General features: G+C 73.3%; 10 protein-coding genes. 7 read left to right on the top strand and 3 right to left on the bottom strand.

The genetic code is table 11. From position 1 onward, the window contains the following. Window positions 1-76: 76 nt before the first annotated feature. From ACFO60_RS18200 to ACFO60_RS18185, 4 genes are all read left to right on the top strand, one after another. Window positions 77-1,021, top strand: coding sequence for a respiratory chain complex I subunit 1 family protein (locus tag ACFO60_RS18200; protein ID WP_380841584.1), 945 nt, complete (start codon window positions 77-79; stop codon window positions 1,019-1,021). 6 nt (window positions 1,022-1,027) lie between these two features. Then, window positions 1,028-1,687, top strand: a complete 660-nt coding sequence (locus ACFO60_RS18195; RefSeq protein ID WP_380841582.1) for a hypothetical protein — start codon at window positions 1,028-1,030, stop codon at window positions 1,685-1,687. 85 nt (window positions 1,688-1,772) lie between these two features. Beyond that, a complete protein-coding gene (locus ACFO60_RS18190) occupies window positions 1,773-3,473 on the top strand; it encodes a proton-conducting transporter transmembrane domain-containing protein (RefSeq protein WP_380841581.1) in 1,701 nt (566 codons plus the stop codon). After that, a complete protein-coding gene (locus ACFO60_RS18185; protein ID WP_380841580.1) occupies window positions 3,470-5,050 on the top strand; it encodes a hydrogenase large subunit in 1,581 nt (526 codons plus the stop codon). Before ACFO60_RS18190 ends, ACFO60_RS18185 begins: the two co-directional genes overlap by 4 nt. 146 nt (window positions 5,051-5,196) lie before the next feature. On the opposite strand, the gene ACFO60_RS18180 is transcribed toward ACFO60_RS18185, so the two are convergent. After that, complete coding sequence (locus ACFO60_RS18180) at window positions 5,197-5,547, bottom strand: ArsR/SmtB family transcription factor (RefSeq protein ID WP_380841579.1); 351 nt, start codon at window positions 5,545-5,547, stop codon at window positions 5,197-5,199. A gap of 465 nt (window positions 5,548-6,012) precedes the next feature. After that, window positions 6,013-6,879: a helix-turn-helix domain-containing protein gene (locus ACFO60_RS18175; protein WP_380841578.1), complete on the bottom strand. Its 867-nt coding sequence runs from the start codon at window positions 6,877-6,879 to the stop codon at window positions 6,013-6,015. Between the two features lie 178 nt (window positions 6,880-7,057). Here ACFO60_RS18175 and ACFO60_RS18170 point away from each other — a divergent pair, with 178 nt between their 5' ends. Both ACFO60_RS18170 and ACFO60_RS18165 read left to right on the top strand, forming a co-directional pair. Then, window positions 7,058-8,803, top strand: coding sequence for an NCS1 family nucleobase:cation symporter-1 (locus ACFO60_RS18170; RefSeq protein ID WP_380841577.1), 1,746 nt, complete (start codon window positions 7,058-7,060; stop codon window positions 8,801-8,803). An 11-nt stretch (window positions 8,804-8,814) separates the two neighbouring features. Further along, window positions 8,815-9,546, top strand: coding sequence for an aspartate/glutamate racemase family protein (locus ACFO60_RS18165; protein WP_380841576.1), 732 nt, complete (start codon window positions 8,815-8,817; stop codon window positions 9,544-9,546). A 266-nt stretch (window positions 9,547-9,812) separates the two neighbouring features. Here the strand turns inward: ACFO60_RS18165 and ACFO60_RS18160 are convergent, their stop codons facing one another. Then, window positions 9,813-10,799 carry an EAL domain-containing protein gene (locus tag ACFO60_RS18160; RefSeq protein WP_380841575.1) on the bottom strand — a complete coding sequence of 329 codons (987 nt, stop codon included), beginning with the start codon at window positions 10,797-10,799 and terminating at the stop codon, window positions 9,813-9,815. A gap of 926 nt (window positions 10,800-11,725) precedes the next feature. On the opposite strand from ACFO60_RS18160, the gene ACFO60_RS18155 reads away from it, so the two are divergent. After that, complete coding sequence (locus tag ACFO60_RS18155) at window positions 11,726-12,610, top strand: acVLRF1 family peptidyl-tRNA hydrolase (protein ID WP_380841574.1); 885 nt, start codon at window positions 11,726-11,728, stop codon at window positions 12,608-12,610. The last annotated feature ends 288 nt before the right edge of the window (window positions 12,611-12,898 follow it).

The following is a 12,898-nucleotide window of genomic DNA, read 5'->3' as shown; positions in this document are numbered from 1 at the left end:
GTACCGAAGGCGGGGCGGGGAGTGGGATCGGGGGCCGGCGCGGGCCGTCCCGCCCAGGGGCGGCGGAGGGGGTCCTATGACAGGGTTGGTCGGAGCGGTGGTCCAGGTGGCGCTGGTGGCGGGCGGTTCGCCGTTGCTCACCGGGCTGATGCGGCAGGTGCGGGCCCGGCTGGAGGGCCGCGCGGGCGCGGGTGTCGTCCAGCCCTGGCGCGACCTTCGCAAGCTGGCCCGCAAGGAGCCGATCAGCCCGCACGGCACCGGCTGGGTGTTCCGCGCGGCGCCGCTGGTGCCGGCCGGAACGGTGCTGGTCGTGGCCGCGGTCGTGCCGCTGGTGACCACGCTGTCCCCGATGGACGGCGTGGCCGACCTGTTCGCGGTGACCGCGCTGCTGGCGCTCGGATCGGTGGCGCTGGCCCTCGGCGGCCTGGACACCGGCACCGCCTTCGGCGGCATGGGCGCCAGCCGCGAGGTCGCCGTGATGGCGCTGGTGGAGCCCACCATCCTGCTGTCGGTGTTCGCCCTGTCGGTGCGGGTCGGATCCACCAACCTCGGCGCGATCGTCACCTCGGCCGTCAACGAACCACTCGAGGTGATCTCCCCGGTCAGCCTCCTCGCCGCCGTCGCCCTCGCCGTGGTGACCCTCGCCGAGACCGGCCGCGTCCCGGTGGACAACCCCGCGACCCACCTTGAGCTGACGATGATCCACGAAGCCATGATCCTGGAGTACGCCGGTCCTGATCTGGCGCTCATCGAGTGGGCGTCGGGGATGCGGCTGTCGGTGCTGCTCGGGCTGCTGGCCGGCCTGTTCGCCCCCTGGGGCATCGCCACCGCCGGCGCCGGTGCGGCCGCGCTGCTCCTCGGCGCGGCGGCGCTGGTGGCCAAGGTCGCCGTGCTCGGGGTCCTGCTGGCCGCGGGCGAGGTGTTCATGGCCAAACTGCGCCTGTTCCGCATCCCCGAACTGCTCGCCGGCTCCTTCATGCTGGCGCTGCTCGCCGTCGCAGCCTCCTTCTTCCTCGCGTGAGATGACATGACCGACTCGGTGTACGTGCCCATTCTCGACCTCGCCTGCGGAACGTTCCTGCTGACGGGGGTGCTGGTGCTGTGGCGTCGCGACCTGGCCGCCATCGTGCGGCTGTTCGCCGTCCAGGGAGCGGCCCTCGGCGCGCTGGTGATCGTGCTGGGCGTCCACGAGGGCTCGGCCGAGCTGGTGGCCGCCGGCGTCGCGGTCGGCGGGCTCCGCGCGGGCCTGCTGCCCTACCTGATGCGCCGCGCCCTCGTGGCCGGGGGAGAGGGCCGCGAGACCAGGCCGCTGGTCAATGTGGCCACCTCGCTGCTGGTGGCCGCCGTGCTCGCCATGCTGGCGTACGCCGTCTCCCAGCCGATCGTCCGGCTCACCCCCACGCCGGCGACCCAGGCCGTGCCGGTGGCCCTCACCGTGCTGCTGGTCGGCTTCTTCGTCCTGGTCACTCGACGCAGGGCGTTGTCGCAGGTGGTGGGGTTCCTTCTCATGGACAACGCGATCACCGCCACGGCGTTCCTCACCACGAGCGGGGTCCCGGTGGTGGTGGAGCTAGGCGTCTCGCTCGACGTCCTGCTCGCCGTACTGGTGCTCCAGGTGCTCACCACGCGCATGCGCGCCGCCTTCGGCGGCACCGACCTCGACGAACTACGGGAACTCCACGACTGATGCCCCAGAGAGAGAACGCCTCCCCGCCCGCCCCGCCGCGGTGTCCGCTCACCCCGTCGTGGTCGCCGAGAAAGAGGGTGCTCTGGTGACCCTGCTGATGATCACCCCTGTCCTTGTCCATGTGCTGGCCGCGTGCGGGTACGCCGTCTTCGGATGGCGGCCGGCCACGGCGTGGCTGGGCGCCGTCGCCTCGGCCGGGACGCTCGCCTCGGCGATCGGGATCGCCGAGGCCACCACCGGCCAGGCCCGTACGGCGCTCGGCGGGCTGCTGCGCGCCGACGCGCTGAGCGCGTTCATGCTCATCGTGATCGGAGCAGTGGCCCTGCTCGCGATGCTCGCCAGTCCCGCCCACCTCGCCGCCGAGCCGGCCACCGGTTCGACCGCCGGCCCGGCCACTCGTCCGGCCGCCGGGCCGGAATCCGTTCTGGCCACCAGGCGGAGGGGCGCCGCGGACATCGGGCGGAGCGTCGCCCCGGCCGTCCTGCCGGGGATTCCGATGGCCCCCGGGCGGGAGGCTCGGACGGTCACCGGGCAGGCTTTCGGGCTCGTCACCCTGGAAAGAGACGGGCTCGTCACCCTGGAAAGGGACGGGGCCGGCGCGCGGTGGGGGGCCGCGCGGCGCTACGGCGTGCTGACCCAGGCGTTCGTGGCCGCGATGGCGCTCGCCGTGCTCGCGGCCAGCCTCGGAGTGCTGTGGGTGGCGGTGGAGGCGACCACCATCCTCACCGCCTTCCTGGTCGGGCACCGCCGCACCCGCCAGGCGGTCGAGGCGGCCTGGAAGTACGTCGTGATCTGTTCGGTCGGCATCGCCCTGGCCCTGCTGGGGATCGTGCTCACCCACTACGCGGCGGTGCACGCCCGCATACCGTCGGCGGGTGTCCTCGACTGGGCCGTTCTGACGCGCGCCGCGGACGGCCTCGACCCCGGGGTCATGCGCATCGCCGTAGCCCTGCTGGTCCTCGGGTTCGGCACCAAGGCCGGCCTGGCGCCGATGCACGCCTGGCTGCCCGACGCCCACGGTCAGGCCCCGGCGCCGGTGTCCGCGCTCATGTCCGGCGTGCTGCTGTCGGTCGCCTTCTACGCCGTCCTGCGGGTGAAGGTGATCGCCGACGTCGCCCTCGGCATCGGCTTCACGCGCACGCTGTTGATCACGGCGGCCCTGGCGTCCCTGGCCGTCGCGGCCGCCCTGCTGCTGGCACAGCGCGACTACAAGCGCATGCTGGCCTACTCCAGCATCGAGCACATGGGCCTCGTGGCCCTCGGCGCCGCTGTCGGCAGCCGGCCGGCCATGGTGGCCGTGCTGCTGCACGTACTCGGGCACGGGCTGGGCAAGTCGGTGCTGTTCCTGTCGGCGGGCCATGTCCACCAGGCGTTCCGCAGCAGCAAGATCGCCGCGGTCGACGGGCTGGCCGCACGGAACCCGCTGCTGGCCGGCGTCTTCGGCCTCGGGCTGCTCGCGCTGCTCGGGCTGCCGCCGTTCAGCCTGTTCGCCAGTGAGCTCGGGATCGTCAGAGCCGGCTTCGCCTCCGGCCTCGGCTGGGCGGTGGCCGCGTCCCTGCCCCTGACGGTCGTCATCGGGGCCGCCGTCCTGTCGGCCGCCCGCCGCATGCTCCTCGGCGCACCCGTCGCCGCCGAGCCTCCGCCGCCGGCCCCGCACCGGCTCGGGCCCGCCGCGGCCGTCCCGCTGGTCGCGGGGCTGCTCGGGTGCGCTGTCCTCGGCCTCACCACCGGACCGCTGGGCCCGCTGCTCGAGGCCGCCGCCACCATGGCAGGAGCCACACCATGACCGGCCGTCTCATCGTCCACGTCTCCACGGACGAGCTTGCCGCCCGCGCCGGGGAACTGCTCGCCGGTGGGTACCGGCTCGCGCTGGCCGCCGCGCACGAGGATCCGGGCGCGATGCGCCTGGTGTACCTGTTCACCGCGGGTACCCCGGACCGGCGCACTGAGCTGCACGTCCGCCTCGACCCGCACGAGCCGGTGGTGCCGAGCCTCGCCGCGCTGTCGTACCCGGCCGGCCGGTTCGAGCGAGAGATGCACGACCTGTACGGCGTGGTGCCCTCCGGGCACCCGCTGCCCCGCCGGCTGGTCCGCCACCACCACTGGCCGCGCGGCTGGTACCCGATGCGCGCCGACGCCGGTCCGCCGCCCGCCTTCGGCGACCCGGAGGGCCCCTTCCCGTTCGTCACCGTGGAGGGGCCGGGCGTGTACGAGATCCCCGTCGGGCCGGTGCACGCGGGCCTGATCGAGCCGGGCCATTTCCGGTTCTCCGTGGTGGGGGAGACGATCCTCAAGCTGAAGGCCAGGCTGTGGTTCGTGCACCGCGGCGTCGAGAAGCTGTTCGCCGGGCGCGCTCTCGCCGATGGGCTGCCACTCGCCGAGCGGATCAGCGGCGACACCTCGGTCGGGCACGCCCTGGCGTACTGCCTGGCCGTCGAGGAGGCCACCGGCCTCGCCGTGGGTACGCAGGCGCAGCGCATGCGGGCCGTCCTGCTGGAGCTGGAACGCCTGTACAACCACGTCACCGACCTCGGCGCGCTGTGCAACGACGTGGCCCACGGCATCCTCCACGCCCAGGCAGGGCGCGTGCGCGAGCGGCTGCTGCGGATCAACGACGAGGTCACCGGGCACCGGCTGCTGCGCGGCGGGGTGACACTGGGCGGCGTGGCGCTGCGCGCCCTGCCGGACCCGGCGGCGCTGCGGGCCGTCGCCGCCGACGTCGCGGAGATCTCCGAGCTGGCCCTCGGGCACACCGTCGTCGCCGACCGGTTCACCGGCACCGCGGTGCTCACCGCCACGGCCGCCAGGGACCTCGGCGTGCTCGGCTACGCGGCCCGGGCCAGCGGCGTCGCCGCCGACGCCCGCCGCGACCACCCGTTCACCGACCTCGGCCCGTTCGAGCCGGTCACCTGCGACGCGGGCGACGTGACGGCCCGGTTCCAGGTCCGGGCGCGGGAGGTCGCGGCGTCCGCCGAGCTGATCATCCGGCTGCTCGGCGGGATGTCCCCGGGAGAGGAGCGGGCCTGGCCGCCGCATACCACGGCGGCCGGGGGCCCGTCCGAGGTCGCCTCCGGGACCGAGCTCGGGACCGCGTCCGGCATGGCCTCCGGCACCGCCTCAGGGACCGCGTCCGGGACCGCCTCCGGCGTGGCCTCCGGGGTCGGCGTCGTCGAAGGGTGGCGCGGGACCATCATCCACCGGGTCGAGTTCGCTCCCGGCGGCGCCCTTGCCCGGGTGAAGATCGTGGATCCGTCGTTCTTCAACTGGCCGGCGTTGCCCGTCGCGCTGAGCGGCGCGATCGTCCCCGACTTCCCCCTGGTGAACAAGAGCTTCAACCTGTCCTACGCCGGCAACGACCTGTGACGCCCGTCGTGGGGAGGGCGCCGCGGCACGCCCGTCCGGCCGGCGGTGGCACGCCCGCTCCTCCATGGGTGACCGGCCCGTTCGGCGGGCGGGGGGCCGAGGAGAGACGGTGGTCGCGTCCGGCCGGTGAAGGTGGGCCGGCGGGCTCAGCTCCGTTCGGGTGCGGGCGCCTCGGCGGCCCGCAGGTCCTGCAGGATCTCGGCCTGGCCCGACAACAGGTCGGCGAGGATGTGGCGCGCGACCCTGAGGAGCTCGGCGACCAGGGGGCTGGTCAGTGAATAGTGGACCGTCGCCCCCTCCTTGCGGGATACCACGAGGTTGGCCCGGCGGAGCACCGCGAGCTGCTGGGACAGGTGCGCGGCCTCGATGCCCACCTCGGGGAGCATCTCGGCGACCGTGTGGTCACGCTCGCTGAGCAACTCCAGCACGCGGATACGAGCGGGATGCCCCAGCGTCTTGAAGAACTCCGCCTTCAACTGGTAGAGCGGCGTGCTCACCGATCCCCCCTTGCGGCCGGTCCCCGGCTCTCACCTCAGCGTACGTTCGTCGCGTCCGCCCGTCCTCGCAGAGCCGACGGGCCATCTCATCACAATTTCGCCCCCGGCGCGGACACCGAGGCGGCCGTCATGATCTACGCGTCGCGTATAATGAATTCATCAATTTCCAATTTACGCAATTGGGTAGGTGAGTACTTGTGGGAGATGTCCTGCGCAAACGACCCCAAGTCCTGATGTGCCTGGGATGCCGCCGGCACCACCGTCCTTCGGCGCTGCGCCAGACCCGCTGCCCCGCCTGTGGTCACCCCCGGCTCATCGGCTACACCAGGCAGACCGGCTTCATCGTCGCCGCCCCCACCCGCCCCTGCCTTCAGGAGGGCGCGTCGCCGTCGCCGTCGTCCGGACCTCGTGCGGCCGGGCGGAGGAGCGGCGTCGCCGTGGAACGAGGTCAAGGGCGGTCGCTGGTCAGCGGTGCACGATGAGCCAGGTGGCGATGGCCGTGGTGGTGTCCGAGCGGTTGCCGATGACGTGGGGCCGGCTGGCCGGGAACGTGATCGAGTCGCCCGCGGACAGGGTGACGACCTCGGTCGCGAACTCGACGGTGAGCTCGCCGGCGACGACGGTGCCCACCTCGTAGCCGTCGTGTTCGTGGAACTCGCCATGGGCGGTGGACGCCGCACCGGGCGGATAGGTCGACTCGAAGAAGTCGACCCCGGGGGTCGGCTCGGGTGAGAGCCTGCGGAAGGCGACTCCGCCGCCGAGCAGGATGGGCGCCACCTCGCCCGCTCTCCGGACGGTGAACGACGTGCCCGCCTCGGCGGCCCCGTCCCCCCGGGGGCCCGGGTCCCCGGCCGCCGCACCGGCGCCGTCCTGTCCGTCGGCCGGGGATGCGCCGTCCCGCCCGGCGGGCTGGACCGCTCGGCCCGGGCCGCCGGACCGGGCCGAGCCATCCTGTCCCGTTCGCCCGGCTGCGCCGTCCTGGCCTGCTGGGCCTGTTCGTCCTGCCGGGCCGATGGATCCGGCATGGCCGGCCTGGTGAGCGTGTTCCGCGGAGCCGGGTGGCGAGCTGGAGCCGAGTCCCGTGCCGGCTTCCTTGGTGTCGGACAGGTCGAAGACGGCGGCCAGCGGCGCGCCGACGGCCGCGACGAAGGCGATGAGCCTGCTCACCGACGGCCGCATCAGGCCGCGTTCGATCTGCGAGACGGCGCTCGGCGAGATGCCGAGCTCGCGGGCGACCGCCCGCAGGGACTTGCCCGACTGGGCGCGGAGCTCGCGAAGCCGCCGGCCGAGGCGCTCACTGCTGATGGCTTCGACGTCCGCAGGGCCGGCCATGACCTCCACACCGAATGTCACGAGGGATTAACGCGAGCGAAATTCGCCGCCGGGTGTTAAGCAATAGGTTAACGGTGTTCGTTGAGGGTTTCTCTCAACCGTACGCGAGCGCGCACCGCACTGCCGGTCCCTGATCAGGACATGTCCGTCCACCGCACCTTTCGCCCAGGGATGCGAAATGACCGAATCCAGTGTGTCACCCCCACCCAGCCACGCACACGACATGGTCACCACCGTGGCGGAGGCCGCCCCGCCTCACGCCGCCCCCGTCCCGCCCGCTGCGCCGCCCGCCTCCGGCGAGGACGCTCCGGCCGGCGGCCTGGTCAAGCCCGGATATGACCCCCGGCTGGCCAACGAGGACCTGGCTCCGCTGCGCCATCAGAACTGGTCCTCCTACAACATCTTCGCCTTCTGGATGTCGGACGTGCACAGCGTGGGCGGCTACGTCACCGCGGGCAGCCTGTTCGCCCTGGGCCTCGCGAGCTGGCAGGTGCTGTTCGCGCTCGTGGCGGGCATCGTCATCGTCAACGTCTTCTGCAACCTGGTGGCCAAGCCCAGCCAGATGACCGGCGTGCCGTACCCGGTGATCAACCGGGCGATCTTCGGCGTGCTGGGCGCGAACATCCCGGCCATCGTCCGGGGGCTCATCGCCATCGCCTGGTACGGCGTGCAGACCTACCTGGCCTCGCAGGCGCTCATCATCATCTTCTTGAAGTTCTGGCCGGCCACGGCGGCCCTGAACGACGTGCGCGGGTACGGCTTCCTGGGGCTGTCCGCCCTCGGATACATCTGCTACGCCATCCTCTGGGTGGCGCAGGCGGCGGTCTTCTGGAAGGGCATGGAGGCCATCCGCCGGTTCATCGACTGGGCGGGGCCCGCCGTGTACGTGGTCATGGTGGTCCTCGCCGTCTACCTGGTGAGCCAGGCGGGATGGCAGAACATCAGCCTCGACCTCTCACAGGGTGAGGTGCTCGGCTTCGGCGAGTCCATCCCCGTCATGCTGGGCGCGATCGCCCTGGTCGTCTCCTACTTCTCCGGCCCGATGCTCAACTTCGGGGACTTCTCCCGGTACGGACGCTCGTTCGCCGCGGTGAAGAGGGGCAACCTGCTGGGGCTGCCGGTCAACTTCCTGTTCTTCTCGATCCTGACGGTGATCACCGCCTCGGCCACGGTGCCGGTGTTCGGCGAGCTCATCACCGACCCGATCCACACCGTCCAGCGCATCGACACGCCCTTCGCCATCCTGCTGGGCGGGCTCACCTTCGTCATCGCGACGGTCGGCATCAACATCGTCGCCAACTTCATCTCCCCGGCGTTCGACTTCTCCAACGTCAACCCGAGGCGGATCAGCTGGCGCACCGGCGGCATGATCGCGGCGGTCGGGTCGGTGCTGCTCACGCCATGGAACTGGTACGGCAACCCCGACGCCATCCACTACACGCTCGGCCTGCTCGGAGCCCTCATCGGGCCGCTGTTCGGCATTCTCATCGCCGGCTACTACGTGTGCTCCCGGCAGCGGGTGTGGGTGGACGAGCTGTTCACGCTCGACCGGGCCGGCCGCTACTGGTTCCGCGGCGGCTACAACCCCAACGCGGTCTGGGCGACCGTGGCCGCCGGCCTGCCGGCCATCGCCTCGGTGCTCGTCCCCAAGCTCCTGCTCGACCTCGAGCTGACGACGGCCGACCTCACGTGGGTCGCCGACTACAGCTGGTTCATCGGCTGCGGGCTGGGCTTCGTGGCGTTGCTGGCGCTGGAGCGGGTCTCTCCCCGCATCACCGGCCTGGACCGCGACCTCGCCGCCGCCTCGGACGGCGCTGCCGAGCGAGTGGCCGCACCGGAGGGAACCGTCCCCGAAGGAGCCGTCCTGGAGGGGGCCGCCGTGGACGCGGCCGCCCCGGAGGGCACCACCCCGCGTCACCCGTGACCGTCGTCCGTGTGATCAATCCCAACACCGCCCGGGCCATGACCGAGTCCATCGGCCGATGCGCCCGGGCGGTGGCCGGGCCGTCGACGGCGATCGTGGCCGTGAGCCCGAGCATGGGCCCGGAGTCGATCGAGAGTCACTACGACGAGGCGCTCGCCGTGCCCGGGGTGCTCGCCGAGGTCGCGGCCGGCGAGCGCGCCGGAACGGACGGGTACGTCATCGCCTGCTTCGGCGACCCCGGCCTCGACGCGGCACGCGAGCTGGCGGCCGGCCCCGTCGTGGGCATCGCCCAGGCCGCCATGCACGCCGCGACCCTCGTCGGACGCGGCTTCAGCGTGGTGACCACCCTGTCCAGGACCGCGGGCCGCGCCTGGGACCTCGCCCACCGGTACGGCTTCGCCGCCGCCTGCCGGGGCGTGCACGCCTGCGACATCCCCGTGCTGGAGCTGGATCGCCCGGACGGCGACGCGCGCGAGGTGGTGACCAGGCTGTGCGCCGAGGCCCTCGACGCCGACGGGAGCGACGCGGTGGTGCTGGGGTGCGCGGGCATGGCGCCCTTCTGCGCCGAGATCTCCGCCCGCCTCGGCGTCCCGGTCGTCGACGGCGTGACGGCGGCCACCAAGCTGGTCGAGTCGCTGATCTGCCTGGGACTGCGCACGAGCGCCCGCGGCGAGTACGCGCCGCCCCCGCCCAAGCGCTATTCCGGACTCCTCGGCGACTTCACCATCCCCGCCCCCGGATGAACAGGCCGCTACACGATCACACGAGGTCTGGCGATATCGGCCGCGGGCGTGCCGCCGTTGACGCGGTGACGGCGCCGGCGTCCTGACCGTCGCAGGCTCGCGTGCCGAATCGTGCGAGCCGGCGAAGCGCCTGCGGCCAGCGAAGTGATCTACAACGTAAAGACGGCTGCTCGGTCAGCGGACCATGGGCTGCTCGGTCAGCGGACCGTGGGCTGCTCGGTCAGCGGACCATGGGCCGCTCGGTCAGCGGACCATGGGCCGCTCGGTCAGCGGACCGTGGGCTGGAGGTCGGCGACGTGGCGGATCAGGTCGCCGACGTGGACGACGCCCATGCAGCGGCCCACCTCGTCGACGACCACGAGGTCGTCGTACACGCGGGCGGTGTCCTTGCCCGCGACCTGCATGGCCGCTATGGCCGGGGTGGTCTTGGGCACGACGCGCGGCGGGTCGGCCAGGCGGTGCGCCGGCTTCTTGGCATGCAGGGCGTGCCCATAGGGGCCCGCGATGGAGAGCAGGAAGCGGCTGCGCTCCACGCTTCCCCGCGGACGCTGGTACTCGTCGACGAGGACGACGCTCGTGATCGACGGCTCGGTGCCGAGGGCCTCCACCACCTCCTCCGCCGTGGCCTGCATGCCGAGGGTCACCGCCGGCATGAGGAACTCCTGCACGCGCGGACCGAGGTCGATCATCGACGGTCGCGGTTCGGCGGGCACCGGCAGCGGCACGTGCACCCGGCCGTGCGCGGGGCGCCAGTCGGGCGGCGCGAGCAGCGGGCCCTGGGCGAGCCGGACGCCCCAGCCGCGCAGAGTGGCGAGCTGCGCCTCCTCGCGCACCTGCGGGGCCAGGACGTGGATGCCCATGCCCTTGGCCATGTGCGCGACGGCCTCGCCGACGGCGTTGCGCCGCGCGTCGCGGGGCACCCGCTCGATCAGGCCGGGCGACAGCACCAGCGCGTACGGTGAGGCGTCGGCGATCAGGTCGAGCGGGACGTGAGAGGTGCCGACCTCGCCGACGGCGACCAGGTAGCCGACGGTCCGCAGGCCGGCGATGCCGGTCAGCAGGGCCCGCCGGTCCCGCGCCGCGATGTCGCCCGTGATCACCAGGATCACTTCGCTGGGCCGGCGGCCGGTGGCGCGCATGGCCTCGTGCAAGGGGGCGAGGGCGGCCGACCCCTGGGCGACGGCCCCGGACGGCAGCGTGAGCAGGAGCGGGAGCAGCGCCTCTTCACGGGCGGCGGCGTAGGCGGCGGCCACGGTGCCGGAGACGTCCCCCGGCGTCGTCCCGAGGGGCCCCGCCTCGGCGGTCGCCTCGACGGCGATGACCCCTCCGGTGTCGAGATCGACGATCGGCAGGAAGGTCGCGGCGGCGCGCGAGGCTCCGGGCGTCCCCGGCGCGAAGGACCCGCCGGATCCGGATGGCGGGAGATGGGATCCGCCGGATCCGGACGGGGGGAAATGGGGCCTGTCGGGTGCGGACCGGGGGAAATAGGACCCGTCGGGTGCGGACGACGGGAGATGGGACCCGGCAGGTGTGGACGACGGGAGATCGGATCCGCGGGGTGTGGACGGTGGGAGACCCGGGTGCCCGGGCGAGGAGAACCCGTGATGCTCCGAGCCGGTCGCCGCGAATCCCGGTGAGGACGCCCCCGGACGACCGGGAGCGGCTCCGGGGTAGGGGGCCCCGGGAGATCCGGGTGTAGCCGAAGGGGCCATCGAGGCTCCCGGGGGTGCGTCGGTGTGGGTGGCGGTCGCCAGGGTCGAGGCGGCCGGGGAGGAGGTTCTGAGGACCGTCACCCATGGATTGTGCTGCGGTTTTATCGTTGAGAAGGCAGCTAAAGGGCGGAGTTCACGGATATTTCTCCCACTGTTGGAAGGAAGGATTCCTTTACCGACAGTCGGAATCCCTGTCACGCCATGTAGTCGAAGATCGCCCCGCGCGCCGGCCTTGAAGGCCCGGCCGCTGCCGGTCCGGGTGACCGTCCCACCCGCTCGTCTGTCCGCCCGCCTCCCGCCTGTCACTTCGCCCCTTCCGCCCTCCACCCGTCCGCCCTCCACCCCTCCACCCGTCCACCCGTCCACCCGTCCACCCGTCCACACGTCCACACGTCCACACGTCCACACGTCCGCAAGCCCGTCCGTCCGCCCTGCGCGCCGGGCGCGGTCCTGTACTGTCGCTCGTCATGGCGGGACGACCGGCGGCGGGCGGGGGACGGTGGGTGTCCGTCGCGCCCGAACGCCTCGAGCGGTGGCTGCGCGGGTTCGCCGAACGGCACGGGACGGCCGAGGCGGTCATCGCCGGCGATGTCGTGCGCCTGAGGGCCGCCGACGGCGCCCTCGCCGAACTGCAGGTGCCCTTTCCCCCGCTTTCCGGCCCCAGTGCCGGCACCGCGTCCCCCGCGGATCGAGCCCCGCTGGGCGCGCCGTCCCGAGACCGCGACCCGCTGGGCGCGTCGTCCGCGGAGGAGGCGCCGTCCTTCGACCGTGACCCGCAGGGGGAGCCCTCTGGTGACCGTGACCCGCGGGGCGCGTTCTTCGGGGACCGTGACGCGCGAGGCGCGCGGTCTGGGGATCGCGACTCGGGCGCGTCGGCCGATCTCCGGGGGGAGGGTCTTCTGCCGGCCCTGGTCGCGCACGCGGCCGCCGATCGTGTGGTCGGGGTCCTGCTGGTCCGCCTCGGAGGCCACGCGGCCGGAGTGTTCGAGGGGCGGCGGCTGGTCGTCTCCAAGGTGGGCTCGCGCCTCGTGCACGGGCGCAGCGCGGCCGGGGGCTGGTCGCAACATCGCTTCGCCCGCCGCAGGGAGAAGCAGGCCGGCGAGGCGTCGCGGGCGGCGGCCGAGGTGGCGGCGCGGGTGCTCCTGCCGCGCGCGGACGCGCTCGAGGCGGTGGTCCTCGGAGGAGACCGCCGTGCCGTCGACGCCCTGCGCGCGGACCGGCGGCTCGCACCCCTTTTCGCCCTGGAGGCCGCCCCCTTCCTCGACGTGCCCGACCCCCGCCTGGCCGTGCTCCAGGACACCCCCGACGACTTCCGCGCCGTCCGCATCCGCCTGCTCGACCCCGCGGGCTGAACCCCGTCCGCGTCGCCCAGGTGCGAGCGTGCTCCGATCCCCCGGCGATCACCGGATACTCCGGGTGCGGGTCCCCGCGTCATCGCACGAGCGGCATGATCTCGCCGCGGTCGTAGGCCAGGCCAGGCCCGTCTCGCCGATGTCCCCGACCTCCCGCCGGCCGTTCCCGGGCGGCAGGGCCGGCGATCCGCCTTCCGCGGTGCGGGCCGGCAGGACCCTGCCGGCCGCGGCCGGCGACGGGGCGACGTGCCGGCCGGATGGGCGGACCGGGAGGCGGCGGGGCGCTCG

This window comes from Sphaerisporangium dianthi (assembly GCF_042654065.1).
Classification (GTDB): Bacteria; Actinomycetota; Actinomycetes; order Streptosporangiales; family Streptosporangiaceae; genus Sphaerisporangium; species Sphaerisporangium dianthi.
This window is presented reverse-complemented; position numbering and strand designations above follow the sequence as displayed.